Annotated in this window: 18 protein-coding genes and 1 pseudogene; 4 read left to right on the top strand and 15 right to left on the bottom strand. The window is 70.8% G+C overall.

Features of this window, described 5'->3' with window-relative positions; all coding sequences use genetic code 11:
• The first annotated feature begins 17 nt into the window (after nt 1–17).
• Both AOQ53_RS12085 and AOQ53_RS12080 read left to right on the top strand, forming a co-directional pair.
• The gene (locus AOQ53_RS12085) at nt 18–1,373 is read left to right on the top strand and encodes a dipeptidase (RefSeq protein WP_059417019.1); all 1,356 of its coding nucleotides are present in this window, start codon (nt 18–20) and stop codon (nt 1,371–1,373) included.
• A 60-nt stretch (nt 1,374–1,433) separates the two neighbouring features.
• A pseudogene (locus AOQ53_RS12080) lies at nt 1,434–2,137 on the top strand (MBL fold metallo-hydrolase).
• A gap of 6 nt (nt 2,138–2,143) precedes the next feature.
• Here the strand turns inward: AOQ53_RS12080 and AOQ53_RS12075 are convergent.
• From AOQ53_RS12075 to AOQ53_RS12010, 14 genes are all read right to left on the bottom strand, one after another.
• Nucleotides 2,144–3,247, bottom strand: coding sequence for an ABC transporter ATP-binding protein (locus AOQ53_RS12075; protein ID WP_059417018.1), 1,104 nt, complete (start codon nt 3,245–3,247; stop codon nt 2,144–2,146).
• A 26-nt stretch (nt 3,248–3,273) separates the two neighbouring features.
• Nucleotides 3,274–4,374, bottom strand: coding sequence for an ABC transporter ATP-binding protein (locus AOQ53_RS12070; protein ID WP_059417017.1), 1,101 nt, complete (start codon nt 4,372–4,374; stop codon nt 3,274–3,276).
• A 27-nt stretch (nt 4,375–4,401) separates the two neighbouring features.
• Nucleotides 4,402–5,394 carry an ABC transporter permease gene (locus AOQ53_RS12065; RefSeq protein ID WP_059417016.1) on the bottom strand — a complete coding sequence of 331 codons (993 nt, stop codon included), beginning with the start codon at nt 5,392–5,394 and terminating at the stop codon, nt 4,402–4,404.
• 77 nt (nt 5,395–5,471) lie between these two features.
• Entirely contained in the window at nt 5,472–7,148 is a 1,677-nt protein-coding gene (locus AOQ53_RS12060; protein ID WP_059417015.1) for an ABC transporter substrate-binding protein, read from the bottom strand.
• Between the two features lie 77 nt (nt 7,149–7,225).
• Nucleotides 7,226–8,257, bottom strand: a complete 1,032-nt coding sequence (locus tag AOQ53_RS12055; RefSeq protein WP_059417014.1) for an ABC transporter permease — start codon at nt 8,255–8,257, stop codon at nt 7,226–7,228.
• 306 nt (nt 8,258–8,563) lie between these two features.
• Complete coding sequence (locus AOQ53_RS12050; protein ID WP_059417013.1) at nt 8,564–9,607, bottom strand: NUDIX hydrolase; 1,044 nt, start codon at nt 9,605–9,607, stop codon at nt 8,564–8,566.
• Between the two features lie 143 nt (nt 9,608–9,750).
• Nucleotides 9,751–9,951: a hypothetical protein gene (locus tag AOQ53_RS12045; protein ID WP_059417012.1), complete on the bottom strand. Its 201-nt coding sequence runs from the start codon at nt 9,949–9,951 to the stop codon at nt 9,751–9,753.
• A gap of 67 nt (nt 9,952–10,018) precedes the next feature.
• A complete protein-coding gene (locus AOQ53_RS12040) occupies nt 10,019–10,255 on the bottom strand; it encodes a hypothetical protein (protein ID WP_059417011.1) in 237 nt (78 codons plus the stop codon).
• 50 nt (nt 10,256–10,305) lie between these two features.
• Nucleotides 10,306–10,581 (bottom strand): hypothetical protein, encoded by a 276-nt coding sequence (locus tag AOQ53_RS12035; protein ID WP_059417010.1) that lies wholly within the window; start codon nt 10,579–10,581, stop codon nt 10,306–10,308.
• Between the two features lie 161 nt (nt 10,582–10,742).
• A complete protein-coding gene (locus tag AOQ53_RS12030) occupies nt 10,743–13,136 on the bottom strand; it encodes an ATP-binding cassette domain-containing protein (RefSeq protein ID WP_059417009.1) in 2,394 nt (797 codons plus the stop codon).
• 120 nt (nt 13,137–13,256) lie between these two features.
• Entirely contained in the window at nt 13,257–13,670 is a 414-nt protein-coding gene (locus AOQ53_RS12025; protein WP_059417030.1) for a VOC family protein, read from the bottom strand.
• Between the two features lie 10 nt (nt 13,671–13,680).
• Complete coding sequence (locus tag AOQ53_RS12020) at nt 13,681–14,154, bottom strand: helix-turn-helix transcriptional regulator (RefSeq protein ID WP_078945278.1); 474 nt, start codon at nt 14,152–14,154, stop codon at nt 13,681–13,683.
• 65 nt (nt 14,155–14,219) lie between these two features.
• A complete protein-coding gene (locus AOQ53_RS12015; RefSeq protein ID WP_059417028.1) occupies nt 14,220–14,675 on the bottom strand; it encodes a hypothetical protein in 456 nt (151 codons plus the stop codon).
• 156 nt (nt 14,676–14,831) lie between these two features.
• On the bottom strand, nt 14,832–15,785 hold the full coding sequence (locus AOQ53_RS12010; RefSeq protein WP_059417008.1) for an ROK family protein: 954 nt from the start codon (nt 15,783–15,785) through the stop codon (nt 14,832–14,834).
• 160 nt (nt 15,786–15,945) lie between these two features.
• Between AOQ53_RS12010 and AOQ53_RS12005 the strand changes: the two genes are divergently transcribed.
• Entirely contained in the window at nt 15,946–17,010 is a 1,065-nt protein-coding gene (locus AOQ53_RS12005; protein WP_078945277.1) for a LacI family DNA-binding transcriptional regulator, read from the top strand.
• A 34-nt stretch (nt 17,011–17,044) separates the two neighbouring features.
• The gene (locus AOQ53_RS12000) at nt 17,045–17,860 is read left to right on the top strand and encodes a hypothetical protein (RefSeq protein ID WP_099054584.1); all 816 of its coding nucleotides are present in this window, start codon (nt 17,045–17,047) and stop codon (nt 17,858–17,860) included.
• Here AOQ53_RS12000 and AOQ53_RS11995 read toward each other — a convergent pair.
• The gene (locus AOQ53_RS11995; RefSeq protein ID WP_059417005.1) at nt 17,806–19,878 is read right to left on the bottom strand and encodes a serine/threonine-protein kinase; all 2,073 of its coding nucleotides are present in this window, start codon (nt 19,876–19,878) and stop codon (nt 17,806–17,808) included. The genes AOQ53_RS12000 and AOQ53_RS11995 overlap by 55 nt on opposite strands.
• Nucleotides 19,879–19,936: the final 58 nt, after the last annotated feature.

Below are 19,936 nucleotides of genomic sequence, written 5' to 3'. Positions count from 1 at the left end.
CCACAAGGAGCGTGCCCATGCCGTCGAATCCGGTCGCCGAGACCGTCGCCTCGCTGATGCCCAGGGCGAAGGAAGAGCTCACCGAGCTGGTGGCCTTCCGGTCGGTGGCGGACTTCGACCAGTTCCCGAGGAGCGAGAGCGAGGGCGCCGCCCGCTGGGTCGCGGGCGCGCTCGCCGCCGAGGGTTTCCAGGACGTGGCCCTGCTCGACACCCCCGACGGCACGCAGTCGGTCTACGGCTACCTGCCCGGCCCCAAGGGCGCGAAGACCGTCCTGCTGTACGCCCACTACGACGTGCAGCCGCCGCTGGACGAGTCAGGCTGGACGACCCCGCCGTTCGAACTGACCGAGCGGGACGGGCGCTGGTACGGGCGCGGGGCCGCCGACTGCAAGGGCGGTGTCATCATGCACCTGCTGGCACTGCGCGCGCTGAAGGCGAACGGCGGCGTCCCGGTCCACGTGAAGGTGATCGCGGAGGGCTCGGAGGAGCAGGGCACGGGTGGCCTGGAGCGGTACGCGGAGGAGCACCCGGGCCTGCTGGAGGCCGACACGATCGTCATCGGCGACGCGGGCAACTTCCGGGTCGGACTGCCGACGGTCACCTCCACCCTGCGCGGTATGACTCTCGTCCGCGTCCGGATCGACACGCTCGCCGGCAACCTGCACTCGGGCCAGTTCGGCGGCGCCGCGCCCGACGCGCTGGCCGCCCTGATCCGGGTCCTGGACTCGCTGCGCGCCGAGGACGGTTCGACGACCGTCGACGGGCTCACCGGGGACACGGCCTGGGAGGGGCTCCAGTACGAGGAGGAGCGGTTCCGGCAGGACGCCAAGGTGCTGGACGGCGTCGGGCTGATCGGCTCCGGGACGGTCGCCGACCGCATCTGGGCGCGCCCGGCCGTGACGGTCCTCGGCATCGACTGCCCGCCCGTCGTCGGCGCCACCCCGTCCGTGCAGGCGAGCGCCCGGGCGCTGATCAGCCTGCGGGTGCCGCCGGGCGTGGACGCCGCCGAGGCGACCAAGCTGCTCCAGGCGCACCTGGAGGCGCACACGCCGTGGGGTGCGCGGGTGAGCACCGAGCAGATCGGCCAGGGCCAGGCCTTCCGCGCCGACACGACGAGCCCCGCGTACCAGGCCATGGCGGACGCGATGGCCGTGGCGTACCCGGGACAGGAGATGCAGTACGCCGGCCAGGGCGGCTCCATCCCGCTGTGCAACACCCTCGCCGTCCTCTACCCGCGTGCGGAGATCCTGCTCATCGGGCTGAGCGAGCCGGAGGCCCAGATCCACGCCGTGAACGAGAGCGTGTCCCCCGAGGAACTGGAGCGGCTGTCGGTGGCGGAGGCGCTGTTCCTGCGCAACTACGCGGCGAGCTGACCGCTCTGCCCACAGCTAAGGCCCTCGTCCGCGGACGGGGGCCTTGCCTACGGTCGTCCCATGGACGTCATCGAGCTCCAACCCCGCCTCCACTTACTCCGCTTCCCCGTCGGCCAGGCCTACCTGTGGCGCGACGGCGACGACCGCGGCGAGCTGACACTGATCGACGCCGGCCCGGGGGCTCCGGTGCCCCGATCGCCGAGGCGGTGACCGCGCTCGGCCGGGATCCGCGGGACGTACGGCGGATCGTGCTCACCCACTTCCACGAGGACCACGTGGGCGGGGCGGGCGAGTTCGCCGCGTTAGGCGGTGCCGAGGTGCTGGTCCACCGGCTGGACGCGCCCGTCGTACGCGGTGAAGTCCCGGGCCCGCCACCGGTGATCGAGGACTGGGAGCAGCCGCTGTACGAGCAGGCCGCGAAGCTCCTGCCCGAGGGTGACTTCGTCCGGCCGGCGCAGGTCACGGAGCTGGCCGGGGGCGAGGTCCTGGACTGGGGCGGCGGGGCGCACGTCGTCCACGTACCTGGGCACACGCACGGCAGCATCGCGCTCCATCTCCCGGAGCACGGGGTGCTGTTCACGGGTGACACGGTCGCGGCGTCCCCCGTGGACGGCACGGTGATGCCGGGTGTCCTGAACCTCGAACACGCAAAGGTCCTCGCCGCCTGCCGGCGGCTGGCGGAGCTCGATCCGGACGTCGCCTGTTTCGGTCACGGGGATCCGGTGACGCGGCGGGCGGCTGAGGTGCTGCGGACCTTGACGTGAGCCCCGTCAGGAAGTCCCCTTCAGCTCCGCGAGCGCCGGGTCGAGGACGATGTCCTCCTCGCGCGCCGCGACCGTGGGTTCCTCGGGGAAGTGGCAGGCGGTGAGATGGCCCGCGGGGCTGCCCTCGACGCTGACCAGTTGCGGTTCCTCGGTGGCGCACTTGTCCTGCGCCTTCCAGCAGCGGGTGCGGAAGCGGCAGCCGGAGGGCGGATCGATCGGTGAGGGCACGTCCCCGGCCAGCCGGATGCGCTCGCGCCGCTCGGTGGCATCCGGGTCGGCCTCGGGCACGGCGGACAGCAGCGCGTGCGTGTAGGGGTGCCGTGGCCGGGTGTAGAGCGACTCCCGGTCGGCGACCTCTACGATCTTGCCGAGGTACATCACGGCGACCCGTTCGGAGAAGTGCCGGACGACGGCGAGGTCGTGGGCGATGAAGACGAAGGCGATGCCGAACTCCCGCTGGAGGTCCTGGAGCAGGTTGACCACCTGCGCCTGGATGGAGACGTCCAGCGCGGAGACGGGTTCGTCGGCCACGATCAGCTTCGGCCGCAGGGCGAGGGCGCGGGCGATTCCGATGCGCTGGCGCTGGCCGCCGGAGAACTCGTTCGGGTAGCGGTTGTAGTGCTCGGGGTTGAGGCCCACCGTCTCCAGGAGTTCCTGGGCGCGCCGCTTGTGGCCCTGGGGCGGGTTGATGCCGTTGAGCCGCATCGGCGTCTCGATGATGGTGCCGACGGTGTGCCGCGGGTTCAAGGAGGAGTACGGGTCCTGGAAGATCATCTGGAGGTTGCGGCGGGCCTGAAGCATCCGTCCGGGAGGCCGGTGGGTGATGTCCTCGCCGTCGAACACGACGGAGCCGCCGGTGGGTTCGAGCAGCCGGGTGATCAGGCGGCCGGTGGTCGACTTGCCACAGCCGGACTCGCCGACCAGGCCCAGCGACTCGGCGGGCCCGACCGAGAAGTCGATGCCGTCGACGGCTCGCACGGCCCCGATCTGCCGCTGGAAGATGATGCCCTGCCGGAGGGGGAAGTGCTTCTGGAGACCGCGCACTTCGAGGAGGTTCTCGCCGGTGGGGCGGTCGGTGGTCTGCCCGGTGAGGGACTGGGTGGTGCTCACGTCGTGCTCCCTTTCGTCCGCCGCCGTCACTGCGCGGCCCGTGCGGCTGCGGCACCGCGGTCGTCGGGGCCGGTCCCGACGCGGATCTCGTGCTTGGCCTCGTCGGTGAGATGGCACGCGGCGAGGTGCCCTCCGGTACCGGGGACGAGGCGCAGCTCGGGACGTTCCACGGTGCAACGCCCCTGAGGGACCCAGCCCTTGTAGGCACAGCGCGGGTGGAAGGAGCAGCCGTCCGGCAGGTTGATCAGGCTCGGCGGGGTGCCGGGGATCGGGTTGAGCCGTTCGCCGACGTCGCCGGTGAGGTGCGGCATCGACTGCAACAGGCCCCAGGTGTAGGGGTGCTGGGGCTGCTTGAGGACGTCGCGGGTGGTGCCGTACTCGATCCGGCGGCCGCCGTACATGACCAGGATGTCGTCGGCGACGTCGGAGACCACGCCGAGGTCGTGGGTGATGATGACGACGGCGGAGCCGAACTCCTCCTGGAGATCGCGGATCAGGTCCAGGATCTGCGCCTGGACGGTGACGTCGAGGGCGGTGGTGGGCTCGTCGGCGATGAGCAGGGCGGGGTCGCAGACGAGCGACATGGCGATCATCGCGCGCTGGCGCATGCCGCCGGAGAACTGGTGTGGATAGTCCCTGACCCGGCGTTCGGGCTGCGGGATGCCGACCCGCTTGAGCATCTCGACCGCGCGGTCCCTGGCCTCCTTCTTGGAGACCTTGTGGTGGACGCGGTAAGCCTCGGCGATCTGGGCGCCGACGGTGAAGAAGGGGTGCAGCGCGGAGAGCGGGTCCTGGAAGATCATGGAGACCGTACGGCCGCGCAACTCGCGCATGTCGGCCTCGGGCAGGGCGACGAGTTCCCGGCCCTCCAGCCAGATCTCGCCGGAGACCCGGGCGCGGGTGCCCTTGTGCAGTCCGAGCAGGGCCAGCGAGGTCACCGACTTGCCGGAGCCGGACTCGCCGACGATGCCGAGGGTGCTGCCCTTCTCCAGGGTGAAGGAGACGCCGTCGACGGACTTGACGAGGCCGTCCTCGGTCGGGAAGTGCACCCTCAGGTCGCGTACGTCGAGGAAGGATGCGGGCGCGGGCGTGACGTCCGCGGGCTGCGGTGAGGTCTGAACGGACACGGGTGTTCCTAAGGACGAAAGAAGGGCTCAGGCGAGGCGCACGCGCGGGTCGACGAGGCCGTACACCAGGTCGACGACCACGTTGGCGAGGACGACGAACGTCGCGGCGAAGAGCGTGGTGCCGAGGATGACGGGCAGGTCGGAGTTCTGGACGGAGTCGACCGCGAGCTTGCCGATGCCGTTGATGCCGAACACCGACTCGGTGATGACCGCGGAGCCGCCGATCAGGGAGCCGACGTCCATGCCGAAGATGGTGATGATCGGGGTGACGGCGGCGCGCAGTCCGTGCTTGAGGACGACGGTGGCGGCCGGCAGTCCTTTGGCGCGGGCGGTGCGCATGTAGTCCTCGGCGAAGACCTCCAGCATGGAGGAGCGGGTGAGCCGGGTGTACATCGCGAGGTAGACGATGACCAGGGTGGCCCACGGCAGGATCAGGCCCTTGAACCAGCCGGCCGGGTCCTCTGTGATCGGGGTGTAGCCGGAGGTCGGCAGGATCTGGAACTTGTCGACGAAGAGGTACAGCAGGAGCAGACCGATGAAGTAGATCTGCACAGAGACGCCGAACAGGGCCAGTCCGACCGCCGCCTTGTCGGCGGCCCTGCCCCTGCGGACCGCGGCGACGGTGCCGAGGCCGACGCCCAGGACGAGGAACGCCACCGCGGCGCCGAGACCGAGGGAGAGGTCCGCCGGGAAGTCCGACAGCAGGGTGGTCAGGACGGGGGTGTCGGTCTGGAAGGAGATGCCGAGGCAGGGCGCGCCGCAGTGGATGCGCACGCTCTGGTCGCCGAAGTCACGACCGACGAACAGCCCCTTGACGAACTCCCAGTACTGAGTCAGGTAGCTCTGGTCCAGGCCCAGCGAGTGCTTGATCTCCGCAAGGCGGGACGGGGAGCAGGTCTTTCCGCAGGCCAGGAGTGCGGGGTTCGACGGCAGCGCGAAGAAGATGAAGAAGGTGATCGTGGTGATCACCAGCATGATCACGGCCGCTGCCAGCAGGCGTCTGATGAGGTAACGAAACATGGGATGCCGGGACCTGACGTGAGTGGGGTGCCCGCCGGCGGCCCAGGCCGCCGGCGGGGTCGAGAGGGTTGCCGCCGTCAGTGCTTGACGTAGACGTGGACCAGGCTCGGCTCGGCCAGGATCGTGTCGGGGATGACCCCGCCGACCTTGGAGCCGGACATGTCGCTGAAGTTCATGTACGTCAGCGGGACCACGGCGGCGTCCTTCATGATCTGCTCGTCCATCTGACCGTAGGTCGCGTTGCGCTGCTTGACGTCGGTCATCGTGGCGGCCTTGTCGATCAGCGTGTTGACCTTCGGGTCGTTCAGATAGGACAGGTCCTGGTTGGCCTGCGGGTTCTTCTTGATCAGCCGGCCGTCGAAGAGGGTGGGCAGCACCGTGGAGGCGTTGGGCCAGTCGGCGATCCAGTCGCCCCAGGTCAGGTCGTACTGGTTCTTCGTGTTGTTGACGGTGCTGAAGTAGTTCGCCGCGTCGATCGGTGAGATGTTGACGTGGATACCGATGCGTTCCAGCGCGGTCTTCACCGCGTCGGCGAAGTGCTCCTGAGTGGGGGTGTTCTCCACCGCGATCGACATGGTCGGCTTCGGGGCGCCCGCCTGCTTCATCAGTGCCTTGGCCTTGGCGAGGTTGCCCGAGGGGTTGGCGCTGTACAGGTTGAACTTCTTGTAGCCGCCGATGCCGGGGCTCAGCATGGTGGTGGCGTAGTCGCCGTACGCGGAACCGCCGAAGGCGCCGCGAACCGTGGTCTTGTCGATGGCGTACTCGATCGCCTGGCGGACCCGGAGGTCCTTGACGCGGGTGGTGTTGATCGCCAGGTAGTTGATGCCGGGTGCCGGGATCTTGTAGTAACGACCCTTCAGAGCCGGGTCGTTGGCAAGCTGCGCCAGGTCGGAGCCCGCGATCGGCCACTGCTGGATCGATGTCTGAGCGGTGCCGGCATCGGCCTTGATCTGCTGGTCGATGGCGGCCTCGTCCTGGCCGAACTTCACGTCCATCTCGTCGACGTTCTGCTGCCGGATCGGGTCGGTCGACTGCGACCAGTACTTGTTCCGGGTGAGGACGAGTTCCTTGTTCTTGGCGTACGACTTGATCATGTACGGGCCGTCGGACCAGACCTTGGTGTCATAGGTCGAGCCGGTGTCGTGGGCCTTGGGTACGGCGGACCAGCCGGGCATGGCGGTGGTCTCGTTGAAGTCGGCCACCGGCTGGTTCAGATGGAAGACGATCGTGTACTTGTCCGGCGTCTGGACGGAACCGAGCTCCTTGCCCTGGTAGGGGCCCTTGTAGTCGGCGCCGCCGACGAGCCACTGGGACGCGTAGGGCGGGCCGCCGTTGATGTCGGAGGAGAAGAACCGCTCGACGCCGTATTTGACGTCGGGTGCGGTGACCTCGGTGCCGTCCTGGTACTTGACCCCGTGCCGCAGGTGGAAGGTCCAGACGGTGGCGCCCTTGGACGGCGTTCCGGTGTCGGTGGCGAGGTCGCCGACCAGCTTCGGGGCCGAGCCCGTCTCGTCCCAGCCCGTGAGGGTCCGGACGATTTCCTCGTCCATGCTCGAGCCCTCGGTCGTGTACACGCGCTGGGGGTCGAGGTGGTCGAAGTCCGCCTTGTTCAGGACGGTCAAGGTGCCGCCCTTGCCGGGCGTGCCACTGCCGCTGCCGCCGGAGGAACCTCCGCATGCGGTGGCCCCCATGGCGATCATCACGGCGGAGGCCGTGAGAGCGACCGTGCGCGATCTGCGCGTGCTGCGCGTCATTGAGGAAACTCCGTTTCTTGCTACGGGCTCGGCGGCCGTTCGTGGGGCCGCCGGGCCGACACTCGGGGGGTGGCTTGTCAGCCGCGCCGGGCGCGGGGATCCAGGGCGTCCCGGACGCCGTCCCCGAGGAGGTTGAGCGCCAGGACCAGCAGGAAGAGCAGGACACCGGGCACGAAGAGGTACATCGGGTCCTGGAGGAAGAACTGGGAGGCGTCCGACAGCAGGGCTCCCCAGTCGGGGTTGGGCGGGATGACGCCGACGCCCAGGTACGACAGAGCCGCCTCGGTGGTGATGTTCTGCGGGACGGCGAGGGCGAAGGAGATCAGGATCGGAGCCCAGAGGTTGGGCAGCAGCTGTCGGAAGAGGATGTGCCTCCGTCCGGCGCTCATCAGCCGCGCGGCGTCGACGAACTCCCGCTCGCGCAGGGACAGCACCTGTCCGCGCACCAGACGGGCGGTGTACGCCCAGGCGAAGACGGCGATGTTGAGGACCAGGACGAGCAGCCGGAGGTTCTCGTCGGTGCCGCCGTGGCTGTTGGTCTGCAGCGCGTTCTGGATCACCGGGGTGAGCGCGATGATGAACAGCAGCTGCGGGAACGCCAGCATCACGTCCATGACCCGGGACAGCAGGGAGTCGACCCAGCCGCCGAAGTAACCGGCCGCGAGCCCTGCCACGACACCGACCACGGTGGACAGCACGGCCGAGGCGAAACCCACGTAGAGCGAGGTGCGCAGGCCGTAGACGATGCGGGCGAACAGGTCGTAGCCGGTGCCCGGTTCGACGCCGAGGAGGTGCTGGGCGCTGATGCCGCCCAGCGATCCGTAGGGGAAGTTACCCGTGTCGGGGTTGATCGCCTTGTTGTCGGGTGTGATCGGTCCCCAGCTGGTCAGCGCGGTGAGGACCGGCGCGAGCAGTGCGATCGCGATGAACAGGAGGGTGGCCAGCAGGGCGGCCGTGGTGACCTTGTCCCGCCTGATCCGCTTCCAGGCCATGCGTGCCGGTGAGCGGCCGGCGACGACCGTGCCGCCGGGTCTGGGGTCCTGCGTCGGCGGCTCGGTCAGCAGCGCGGTGCTGCCGCCGGTGTCGGCCGGCTGGTGTTGCGTGGTCATCGTACGGACATCCCGGATCTGCCCCTGAGGCAAGGAAATTGAGTGGCGGTCGTCAGCGCCGCCGTGAGACTCTGCGGACTTTCGCAACGCTGTGCGAGTCCGGTCAAGCCGAGCAGGGGCCAGAAAAGGGATTGTTTGCGGTCATGGAAAAGTGTTGACGAGAGCAGGGAATGTGATTACCCCCTGCGTGAACGAGTGCGGGAGATTCCTTGGGCAGCACATAGCACTGGGTCCTTGGACGTTTCCTTTTGCTTTTCCCTCGGAATCCCCCGCGCCGGGTAAAGGGCGGGAACGGAGAGCTCGGCGTCAGCCGACCGGCACTCCGGCCTCCAGATAGAACGCCGCTCCGCGTTCGCGCGCCCTCAAGGCCCAGCGCAGCCGCTCGTAGCGCACCGGTGGCAGCAGTCCGGCGGCCTCCTCCTCGGTGACGAACCGCCAGTCGCGCAGCTCCGGCCCGGGCAGCAGCACCCGCCCGGCCTCCGTGGAGTCGAGGGTGCCGCCGTCGAAGAGGAGCCGCAGTCCGCCGAACCCGGGGGGCGAGGGGCGCTCCCAGTCGACGACGAGCAGGCTCGGCATTTCGTCGAGGTGGATGCCGGTCTCCTCGGCGACCTCCCGCACACCGGCGCGTGCGGGGGCCTCACCGGGTTCGACGACCCCGCCGGGGAACTCCCAGCCGGCCTTGTAAGTGGGGTCGACGAGCAGGACCCGGTCCTGCTCGTCGAAGAGGAGCACACCGGCGGCGAGTGTCTCGGCGGTGGGCTCGGGCGTCTGCACGATGTCGCAGACGGGCACGGAGCCGCTGTTGACGGCCTCGGCGATCCGGGCGGCGGTCTCGTGCGGTGTGAGGTCGCTGGTGTCGACCGGGTGGGCGTCGGCAGTGAGCCAGGAGGCCAGTGCGGCCCGGTACGGCTCGATGTGGTCGAAGGACCACTGGCGTATTCGTATCTCGCCGTCGGATAGGTCCCGCGGAACCTCGCGGCCCGCTATCCGCTCACGCAGTATCGTTTCGGCCGGAGCGAGCAGGATGTGACTGACCGGAATCCTGCGGGCGGCCAGGCCGCCGAAGATCTCGTCGCGGTACTCCTGGCGCAGCAGGGTCATGGGGACCACCAGGGTCCCGCCGAGTTCGGCGAGCATCGCGGCCACCGTGTCGATCACGAGCCGGCGCCAGATCGGCAGGTCCTGGAAGTCGCCGACCTCGGCGAGGTGTTTGGGCGGCAGCAGATACCGGAGTGCTCCGCCGATGACCTCGGGGTCGAAGAGCGTGCTGTTCGGGATCAGTTCGATCAGTTCCTGTGCGGTGGTGGTCTTCCCCGCACCGAACGCGCCGTTGATCCAGACGACGGTCACAGGTCCCCCTCTGCTGTTGGCCCCCTGAGGCTTGCCCGCTCCACCCTGCCACGGAAACCAGCGGCAGTTGAGGGCGCATGACGACGGCGCCGACGCCCCTCGATCGGGAGCGCCGGCGCCGTGGGCCGGGGACGGGCGGACCGTCAGCCCTTCTGCTTCTCCTGCGCGCCGTCCTCCTTGCCCAGGGACAGGCTGTCCTGGGCGACGGTCTCGGGGAGGGTGCGGAGGGTCTCGTCCACGTTGGGGGTGCCGAGGCTCTCCCCGAGGGCGTGCGACGGGGTGACCGCCGCGACGACGAAGCCGGTGGCGAGGGAGGCGATGGCGAGCATGCTGCGCTTCTTCATGCCCGGCTCAACTGCCGGACCCGCCACGGGGTCACGCACCCGGACCCGACCGGGCCAAGCAGGGGCTTCACGCCAGGTCGTCGTCCGGCTCCGTGCCCCAGGCGCCGGGGCCGCCGCCGCGCCACTCGATCAGCCCGGACGCCGCCACGTACGCCTCGTCCGCGTCCTCGATCCCCGCCCGCCGCAGGAACTCGGCGACGTCCAGCAGCCCGTACGCGATCCCGAGGAACTGGTCGTCCACGCGTACCCGCCGGCCACCGTCCGTGGCAGGCGGGTAGACCACGACGGGTTTCACGGACGCCATGGCACCAGGGTGCGTGGGGACGGCGCCGGGCGCTCGCCGGAGTAGGCCGTTCAGCCCGCCTTCTGCGTCTGCCGGAATTCGTGGACGTCGGCGGTGAGGGTGCCGTCGTGCTGCTCGTAGTGGGACAGGGCGAGGCCCAGACCGAAGAAGGTCGGTGCCCATTCGCCCACGAAGATGCCCCAGCGGTCGGCACGGGCGAGGCCGGTGCCGGGTTCCATCTTCAGCGAGCCCATCCAGGCGACGACGCTGAGGCCGACGGACGCCATGGCGGCCAGGTAGGCGTGCTCGCTGCGGACGCCCATCTCGTGCATCTTCTTGATGATCATCAGCGGCTCCGTTCTGTGGGGGTTCCGGAGACGGAGTGCCCTCGGAGCGTGCCGTTATTCACCCGATTTGAGGCTTATGTGCAAACTGGGCTGTTCGTGACGATCGTGAGGCGAGTGACTCCGTGGCGCGCTCGCCTCACGACCGTTCCCGAGGACTCGCGTCAGGCGCCGACGTAGGCCGCGAGGTGCTCCCCGGTCAGGGTGGAGCGGGCCGCGACGAGATCGGCCGGTGTCCCCTCGAAGACGATCCGGCCGCCGTCGTGGCCCGCGCCGGGGCCGAGGTCGATGATCCAGTCGGCGTGCGCCATGACCGCCTGGTGGTGCTCGATGACGACGACCGACTTGCCGGAGTCGACGAGCCGGTCGAGCAGGCCGAGCAGCTGCTCCACGTCCGCGAGGTGGAGACCGGTGGTCGGCTCGTCCAGGACGTAGACGCCGCCCTTTTCCGCCATGTGCGTGGCCAGCTTCAGGCGCTGCCGCTCGCCACCGGAGAGGGTGGTGAGCGGCTGGCCGAGGGTGAGGTAGCCGAGCCCGACGTCGGCGAGCCGCTCCAGGATCTTGTGCGCGGCCGGGGTGCGGGCCTCGCCGCTGCCGAAGAACTCCTCGGCCTCGGCCACCGACATCGCGAGCACCTCGCTGATGTCACGGCCGCCGAGGTGGTACTCCAGCACCGAGGCCTGGAACCGCTTCCCCTCGCAGTCCTCGCAGGGGGTGTCGACGCCGGCCATCATGCCCAGGTCGAGGTAGATGACTCCGGCGCCGTTGCAGGTCGGGCAGGCGCCCTCGGAGTTGGCGCTGAACAAGGCCGGCTTCACGCCGTTGACCTTCGCGAAGGCCTTGCGGATCGGGTCGAGCAACCCGGTGTAGGTCGCGGGGTTGCTGCGCCGGGAGCCCTTGATCGGGCTCTGGTCCACCGAGACCACCCCCGCGTCGGCGGGGATCGACCCGTGCAGCAGGGAGCTCTTGCCGGAGCCGGCGACACCGGTGACGACGGTGAGCACCCCGAGCGGGATGTCGGCGTCGACATCTCGGAGGTTGTTCGCCGACGCGCCCCGGATCTCCAGCGCGCCGGTGGCCTTGCGCACCGTCTCCTTGAGGGTGGCCCGGTCGTCGAGATGACGGCCGGTGACGGTGTCCGCGGCCCGCAGCCCCTCGACCGTGCCCTCGAAGCAGACGGTGCCGCCCGCCGTGCCGGCGCCGGGGCCGAGGTCGACTACGTGGTCGGCGATCGCGATCATCTCCGGCTTGTGCTCCACGACGAGCACCGTGTTGCCCTTGTCCCGCAGCCGCAGCAGCAGGTCGTTCATCCGCTGGATGTCGTGCGGGTGCAGGCCGATGGTCGGCTCGTCGAAGACGTAGGTGACGTCCGTGAGGGAGGAGCCGAGGTGGCGGATCATCTTCACGCGCTGCGCCTCGCCGCCCGACAGCGTGCCCGCCGGCCGGTCGAGCGAGAGATAGCCCAGGCCGATCTCCACGAACGAGTCGAGCGTTCCCTGCAACGCGGTGAGCAGCGGCGCGACGGACGGTTCCGAGAGCCCCCGGACCCACTCGGCCAGGTCCCTGATCTCCACGGCGCAGGCGTCGGCGATGCTGATCTTGTCGATCTTCGAGGATCTGGCGCCCTCGCTCAGCCGCGTGCCGTCGCACTCGGGACAGACGGTGAAGGTGACCGCCCGCTCCACGAACGCCCGGATGTGCGGCTGCATCGCCTCCTTGTCCTTGGACAGGAACGACTTCTGGATCTTGGGGATCAGCCCCTCGTAGGTGAGGTTGATGCCGTTGACCTTGATCTTGACCGGTTCCCCGTAGAGGAAGGCGTGCATCTCCTTCTTGGAGTACTCGCGGATCGGCTTGTCCGGGTCGACGAACCCCGACTGGGCGTACAGCTGCACGGTCCACTGGCTGTCCGACTTCCAGCCGGGGATGGTGAACGCGCCCTCGGACAGCGACTTGGAGTCGTCGTAGAGCTGGGTGAGGTCGATGTCGGAGACCTTGCCGCGGCCCTCGCAGCGGTTGCACATGCCGCCGGTGCGCTCGAATGTCGCCTTCTGGGCCTTGGTCTTGGCGCCGCGCTCGACGGTGATCGCGCCGCTCGCCCGGACCGAGGCGGTGTTGAAGGAGTACGCGCTGGGCGGGCCGATGTGCGGCTTGCCCAGCCGGCTGAAGAGGATGCGCAGCATCGCGTTGGCGTCGGTGGCGGTGCCGACCGTGGAGCGGGGGTCACCGCCCATCCGCTGCTGGTCCACGGCGATCGCGGTCGTCAGCCCGTCGAGCACGTCGACCTCGGGGCGGGCCCGGTTCGGCATGAAGCCCTGGAGGAAGGCGCTGTAGGTCTCGTTGATCAGCCGCTGCGACTCCGCGGCGATGGTGTCGAACACGAGCGAGCTCTTGCCCGAGCCGGAAACGCCCGTGAACACCGTCAGCCGGCGCTTGGGGATCTCGATGCTGACGTCCTTGAGGTTGTTCTCGCGCGCGCCGTGCACGCGGATCACATCGTGGCTGTCGGCAACGTGCGGCCCGGACGACTGTCTGTCCGTCCTCGTGGCCATGCTCATCGGTCTCCATCTGTCGGGCGGGGCTGCCGCGGTCGGGCGATCTGGTGCTCCCCGCGCCGGCCGGGAGGTGCGGCGCGGGGGTGTTGCGTGTGGGTCTGTGGGCCGGCTGCTACCGCGCCGTCACGGCTTGAGCTGCTGGATGCGGACCATGTTGCCCGCGGGGTCGCGGAAGGCGCAGTCGCGAACGCCGTAGGGCTGGTCCACGGGCTCCTGGACCACCTCGGCGTCGCCCGCCTGCACCCGCTCGAAGGCGGCGTCGACGTCGGGGGTGGCCAGGACGATGCCGGCGTAGGTGCCCTTGGCCATCATCTCGGCGATGGTCCTGCGCTCGTCCTCGGTGACGCCGGGGTCGGCGGCCGGCGGATGCAGCACGATGTTCGTGCCGGGCTGGCCGACAGGGCCGACCGTGATCCAGCGCATGCCCTCGTATCCGACGTCGCCCCGGACTTCGAAGCCGAGGGTGTCGCGGTAGAACGCCAGGGCGGCGTCCGGGTCGTCGTGCGGAAGGAAACTGGCGTGAACGGTGAGGTCCATGGCCATCACGCTAGTTTCGGCTCGGGGCGGGCGCTTCTCGATTCCTGACCGGTCTGATCACCTGTTTCGCCACGCACGACGGAATTCCCGCGGTGGCGAGGACCGCCTGGCGACGGAAAGCGCTGGGCGGCATGCCGACCAGTTCCGTGAAGCGGGTGCTGAAAGTGCCCAGCGACGAGCAGCCGACCTCGAAACACACCTCGGTGACGCTGAGGTCCCCCCGGCGCAGCAGCGCCATGGCGCGCTCGATGCGGCGCGTCATGAGGTAGCTGTACGGCGACTCGCCGTAGGCGCGCTTGAACTCGCGGCTGAGATGCCCGGCCGACATGTGCACCCCCCGGGCCAGCGCCTCGACGTCCAGCGGCCGTGCGTACTCCCGGTCGATCCGGTCCTTTACCCGGCGCAGGAGGGCGAGGTCGCGCAGGCGCTGCGCCGGGGCGGGTCTGCTGCTCACATGCGCGATCGTGTCACATCGCACGGACATTCGGGCGCTTTTCGAGGGAGGACCCGGCTTCCCGGACCAGTGTCCGTCAGGTGTGCCGGTGCCCGTCACGTGTAGTACGTGTCGAACGTTCCGATCCACCACGCGGCGGGCGGCAGGAGGCACACCTGCACGCCGGCCGTGATCCAGCACCGGCCGAGGACCGCGATCCCGCAGGTCCACCACGCCGTGGTGTGCAGCGCGCTCACCACTGCGGCCTGGTAGCCCCGCCCGGTGAGGTCCATCATGCCGGGGTAGCCCATCCAGTCCTCGATGAAGACGCCGTCCGCCCCGAACACGATGGCCGTCGACACGAGCCACAGGTCGGCCAGCAGGGCCGTCACGGCGAGGGTCACATCGAAGCGCAGGAACGCGGGCGTCGGCGCCAGCAGCCGCGCCAGGGGGTGTCCGTGGCGCCGCATCCAGTCCTCCGACCGGATGCGGACGAGCGTGACGACGGCGTACACCAGCGCGCCGGCCGCCGCCGCCCATCCGCCCATGAAGGCGAGCCCGAAGAACAACATCCCGACACCCACGCCGGACCAGATGGCGCCGGCGTCGGAGTGGTTCCTTCCGCATCACGAACGGGCCGGGCTCAGGAACGCGCAGGCCGGGAACGCGCCGCGCTCAGGAACGGACCACGCGCCGGAGATGTCCCGCCTGAACGTTCCTGCTCCGTCTCACACTCCCGCCGCGGCCGTGTCCGTCCGCCTCTCCAGTGCTGCCGCCGCCGCGCCCACCAGCCCGGCGTCGGTGCCCATCTGGGCCGGGACCACGGTCAGGCGCCGGACGAAGGACAGCGTCGCGTAGGTGCTCAGGGCCTTGCGCAGGGGGACGAACAGGACGTCGCCCGCCTTGCCCACTCCCCCGCCGATCACGGCGATGTCGATCTCCACGAGGGTCGCGGTCGCCGCGATCCCGGCGGCCAGGGCCTGGGCGGCCCGCTCGAAGGAGGCGACGGCGACCGGGTCACCGGCCCGGGCGGCGGCGGCCACCGCGGCGGCGGACGTGTCGCCGTCGGGGCCGGGCCGCCAGCCGTTCTCCAGGGCGCGCCGGGCGATGTTGGGGCCGCTGGCGATGCGCTCCACACAGCCGTGCGAGCCGCACGGGCACAGATCGCCGTCGAGGTCCACGCTGATGTGGCCGATGTGGCCCGCGTTGCCCGTGGGCCCGGGGTGCAGTCGGCCGCCGAGCACCAGGCCGCCGCCGACGCCCGTGGAGACGACCATGCACAGCGCGTTGTCGTGGCCGCGGGCGGCGCCCTGCCAGTGTTCGGCCGCCGTGATCGCCACCCCGTCGCCGATCAGTTCGACGGGGAGGCCCCCGGCCACGGCCCGGACGCGCCCGACGAGCGGGTAGTCGCGCCAGCCGGGCACGTTCACCGGACTGACCGTGCCCGCCGGCCTGTCCACCGGACCGGCGCTGCCGATCCCCACGGCCGTGGCCCGCTCCCAGAGCGGCGACCCGGTGAGTTCGCCGAGCACCTCCTCCACGGCCCGCATCACGGTGTCGCCGTCCTCCCGGGCGGGCGTCGGCCGCTGGGCGCGGACCAGGATCCGTCCCTGACCGTCCACCAGAGCGCCGGCGATCTTGGTACCGCCGATGTCGAGCGCGGCCACGAGGTCGGTGTGCATCAGTGTCGGAACTCCCCGTCAACGGTGAAAGGACTGGCCGGCCAGCAGCGGAGCACGGTCCGGAGATTGCGGTGGACAGTCTCCCCCGAGCCTGACAACGTTGTCCAGGCTCTATGCTCGACGCCACATCCTCATACAAATCCAGGACCGCCGCACCCCCGTGGACGACAGGACAGGACACCGCACCGTGCCCCAGACCAACCTCCGATCCGCCACGCGCTACGGCACCCGGCCGACCATGAAGGACGTCGCGGCACGGGCCGGGGTCGGACTCAAGACGGTCTCCCGCGTCGTGAACGGGGAGCCGGGCGTGACCCCGGAGACGGAGCGGCGTGTCCAGGAGGCGATCGACGCGCTCGGTTTCCGCCGCAACGACAGCGCGCGGGTGCTGCGCAAGGGCCGTACGGCGAGCATCGGTCTGGTCCTGGAGGACCTCGCGGACCCGTTCTACGGGCCGCTGAGCCGGTCGGTCGAGGAGGTGGCCCGCGCGCACGGCGCCCTGCTGATCAACGGCTCCAGCGCGGAGGACCCGGACCGCGAGCAGGAGCTGGTGCTGGCCCTGTGCGCGCGGCGGGTGGACGGGCTGGTGGTGATCCCGGCCGGTGACGACCACCGGTATCTGGAGCCGGAGCTCAGGGCGGGTGTCGCCACGGTGTTCGTGGACCGGCCGGCCGGGCACATCGACGCCGATGTGGTCCTGTCGGACAACTTCGGCGGTGCCCGGGACGGCGTCGCCCACCTCATCGCGCACGGGCACCGCCGGATCGGCTTCATCGGCGACATGCCCCGCATCCACACCGCCGCGGAGCGGCTGCGCGGCTACCGGGCCGCGATGGAGGACGCCGGCATACCGGTGGCGGACTCCTGGATGTCCCTCGGTGTCACCGACCCCGAGCGGGTGCGCAGGGCGGCCGAGGAGATGCTGTCCGGCCCGGGCCCGGTCACCGCGGTCTTCGCGGCCAACAACCGGGTGACGGTCACCGTGATCCGCGTGCTCGCCGAGCAGACCCGCCGGGTCGCCCTGGTCGGCTTCGACGACATCGAGCTCGCCGACCTGCTCCAGCCGGGCGTCACCGTCGTCGCCCAGGACGCGGCGGCCATCGGCCGTACCGCCGCGGAACGCCTCTTCCGGCAGCTGGACGGCACCCTCGTCACCCCCGAACGCATCGAGCTGCCGACCCGGCTGATCACCCGCGGCTCGGGCGAGCTGCCCCCGGCGGACTGAGCGGCCCATGGAACATACGGAGCACATGGAGCGCATGGAGCACGTCACCGATCGCACACTGCGAGCACTCGGTCTGGCCGATGCGCCGCGCGAGCACCCCCTGCTCTACCCGGGCGCGTGGCCCGCCGATTCCGGGCTCCTCGACGGGGACCGCTTCCTGCCGCTGGACCGGCTGGTGCACGAGGACCGCACGCCGGTTCTCGCCATCGGCTCGAACGCCTGCCCAGGGCAACTGCGGCACAAGATGGCGGAGTTCGGGATCATGTCGCCGATCCCGATGGTGAAGGCCCGGGTGACGGGCGTCGACGCGGGTGTGTCGGCGCATGTGAGCCGCATGGGGTACGTGTCGGCCTCGCCGGTCAGCGCGCCCGACACCGTGCGGGAGTTGTTCGTCATCTGGCTCGACGCCGAGCAGCTCGCCGTGATCGACGCGAGCGAGGGCGTGCCGCTGCCGGCCGGCAACTACGACCGTGCCTGGCTGCCCTCGCCCGACGTGCGCGTCGACCTCGCGGACGGCACCCGCCTGGCCGGTGCGTACGCGTACGTCAACCGGCACGGCGTCCTGCACGACGGCACCGGTGTGCCGCGCACCCACCCGGGCCAGCGGGTGCTGCTCACCGAACTGCTCGTCGGCCTGCCGCGCTTGCGGGAGCTGTTCGGCGTCGTGCCCGAGGAGTTCTCCGCGCGGGCCCGCTCCGACCGGCGGCTGTGCGAGCGGGGCACGCGGCTGTTCGTCGAGGAGAAGCTGGTGACGGCGTCGGGGCTGGAGCGGTACGCGGCGGTGTCGCTGCGCGCTCAGCAGACCGGGAGCCCGGGTACGGGCGCGTCGTTGTCACCGCCCTTGATGTAGACGTCGCTGACCCAGACGTCCGTGTTGCCGCTGTCGTCGTCCGTCTTGGCCCACCAGATGTTGGTCCACTGGCCGTCGGTCTCCCGCCGGCCCAGGTTCTGCTGGCAGTAGAAGTAGTTGGTGCCGGCCTTGAGGACGCCGGCCTTGGTGCCGGAGGCGGTGTAGGAGTCCGCGGTCTTCCAGACCGTGCAGTTGTACTTGCCGCCGCCGATGGCGTGGCAGACGGGTGCCTCGGTGGTGGTTCCGCCGCCTGTCGTACCGCCGTCGCCGGAACCGCCGCCGGTGCCGCCGCCTGCGGAGGTGCCGCCCGACGTCCCTCCGGTCGTGTCGCCGGTGGTGCCGCCGGAGGACTTGGCGGGGGCCGAGGTGGTCGCCCGGCCGGTGGGCTCCGGCTTCTTCTCGTCCCCGGGCTTCTCCGACGGGGCCTTGCCCCTCTCGTCGCCCTGTCCCTCGGGCCTGGGGGCGTTCGAACCGTCATCGGTACGACCGGACCCGCCCGCCGAGGCAGCGGCATCCGCACGGGCGGCGTCGGTCCGCGCGCCCGTGTCCTTGCCGTCGGAGTCGATGAGCAGGGCGACCGTGGTACCCGCCGCCGCGAGGACGACGGTGGCGGCCGCGGCCGCGAGGAGGACACGGGCCTTCCGGCGAGGCGTGGCGCGGGAGTTCATCGGACCTGTGGCAGCGGAGGCACCGGGGGCGGGGCTGCCCGGGCCGGCCGGCCCGAAGCCGTGCGGGCCGGGCCCTGCGGTGTGCGGACCAGCGCCCGAGCCGTGCGAGGGGGCCCCTGAACCCTGCCGGCCGTGTCTCGGGCCGTGCGAGCCCGGCCCTGTGTCGTGTGGACTGTGCCCCGAGCCATCCGAGCCGGACCCCGAGCCCTGCGAACCGGCCGCCGAGCCATCCGAGCCGAGCCCCGAGCCCGCGCCGGGCTGTCCTGCCGCGTCGGAGGCCGTCGCTCCTGGGGTGCCGGTGGTTCCGAGGGCGGCAGCCGTGCCGGAGCCCGGTGTGCCCGGGGCATCCTGGGGTCCGGTGGCGCCCGGCCGCATGTGCTGTGGTGGTCCGAAGCCCGGCGGTACCGACGGGACACTGCGTTCCGTCTCCGGGCGCGGGGGCCGGGGCGAAGCCGCAGGGCCTCGCAATGCGGACGTCGGCGTGTCCGTGCCGCCCGTGTCCGCCACCCTCTGGAGCATCTCGTGGGCCTGGTCGGCCTCCGGACGGCCCTCGGGGCGCTTGTCCAGCAGCTGCTGGAGGATGGAGCCGAGAGGACCGGCGCGCCGGGGCTCGGGCAGCGGCTCGGAGACGATCGCGGTGAGCGTCGAGAACGTGGACGTACGGCGGAACGGCGAGGTGCCCTCGACGGCCGCGTACAGCGTGGCGCCCAGGGCCCAGATGTCGGAGGCCGGGCCCGGGTCGGCGCCCTGGGCCCGCTCGGGGGCCAGGTAGTCGAGGGAGCCGACGAGTTCGCCGCTGCGGGTGAGGTGCGTGGCCGAACCGTCGCCCGGGTCGTCCATGGTGGCGATGCCGAAGTCGGTGAGGACGACCCGGCCCGAGCGGTCGAGCAGGATGTTGCCGGGCTTCACGTCGCGGTGCAGGACGCCCGCGCGGTGGGCGGCGGCCAGGGCGTCCATGACCTTCGCGCCGATCCCGGCCGCCTCGCGCGCGTCCAGTGGGCCGCGCTCGCGCAGTACGTCGTCCAGGGACGGCCCGTCGACCAGCTCCATGACGATGAGGGGGCGGCCGTCGACCTCGGCGATGTCGTGCACGGCGATGACTCCGGTGTGGCGCACCCGGGCCGCCGCACGCGCCTCGCGCTGCATCCGCACGCGCAGACCGGCCAGTTCGGGGCCGGCCGCGTCGGTGTAGGTGCGCAGTTCCTTGACGGCCACCTCACGGCCGAGGACCTCGTCGACGGCCTTCCAGACGACGCCCATGCCGCCGCGCCCCAGCTGGGCGGTGACGCGATAACGGCCTGCCAGCAGCCGGCCGGCCCCCTCCGCCTGCCCGTACTCCCCCGTTGACACCGCTGCCCCGTTCCTCTGACCCCACCGGATCCACCGACACGTCCGTGCGTGGCGTACA

The sequence above is a fragment of the Streptomyces azureus genome (assembly GCF_001270025.1).
Taxonomy (GTDB): domain Bacteria; phylum Actinomycetota; class Actinomycetes; order Streptomycetales; family Streptomycetaceae; genus Streptomyces; species Streptomyces azureus.
The sequence above is the reverse complement of the archived record's forward strand: the minus strand, read 5'-3'. Positions and strand labels throughout refer to the sequence as shown.

Coding starts and splice junctions, on each gene's coding strand:
- AOQ53_RS12055 (WP_059417014.1), bottom strand. CDS start 8,257: ATGACCACGCAACACCAGCCGGCCGACACCGGCGGCAGCACCGCGCTG.
- AOQ53_RS12085 (WP_059417019.1), top strand. CDS start 18: ATGCCGTCGAATCCGGTCGCCGAGACCGTCGCCTCGCTGATGCCCAGG.
- AOQ53_RS12065 (WP_059417016.1), bottom strand. CDS start 5,394: ATGTTTCGTTACCTCATCAGACGCCTGCTGGCAGCGGCCGTGATCATG.
- AOQ53_RS12020 (WP_078945278.1), bottom strand. CDS start 14,154: ATGTCCGTGCGATGTGACACGATCGCGCATGTGAGCAGCAGACCCGCC.
- AOQ53_RS12010 (WP_059417008.1), bottom strand. CDS start 15,785: ATGCACACCGACCTCGTGGCCGCGCTCGACATCGGCGGTACCAAGATC.
- AOQ53_RS12025 (WP_059417030.1), bottom strand. CDS start 13,670: ATGGACCTCACCGTTCACGCCAGTTTCCTTCCGCACGACGACCCGGAC.
- AOQ53_RS12000 (WP_099054584.1), top strand. CDS start 17,045: ATGGAGCACGTCACCGATCGCACACTGCGAGCACTCGGTCTGGCCGAT.
- AOQ53_RS12045 (WP_059417012.1), bottom strand. CDS start 9,951: ATGAAGAAGCGCAGCATGCTCGCCATCGCCTCCCTCGCCACCGGCTTC.
- AOQ53_RS12015 (WP_059417028.1), bottom strand. CDS start 14,675: ATGTTGTTCTTCGGGCTCGCCTTCATGGGCGGATGGGCGGCGGCGGCC.
- AOQ53_RS12060 (WP_059417015.1), bottom strand. CDS start 7,148: ATGACGCGCAGCACGCGCAGATCGCGCACGGTCGCTCTCACGGCCTCC.
- AOQ53_RS12040 (WP_059417011.1), bottom strand. CDS start 10,255: ATGGCGTCCGTGAAACCCGTCGTGGTCTACCCGCCTGCCACGGACGGT.
- AOQ53_RS12035 (WP_059417010.1), bottom strand. CDS start 10,581: ATGATCATCAAGAAGATGCACGAGATGGGCGTCCGCAGCGAGCACGCC.
- AOQ53_RS12030 (WP_059417009.1), bottom strand. CDS start 13,136: ATGAGCATGGCCACGAGGACGGACAGACAGTCGTCCGGGCCGCACGTT.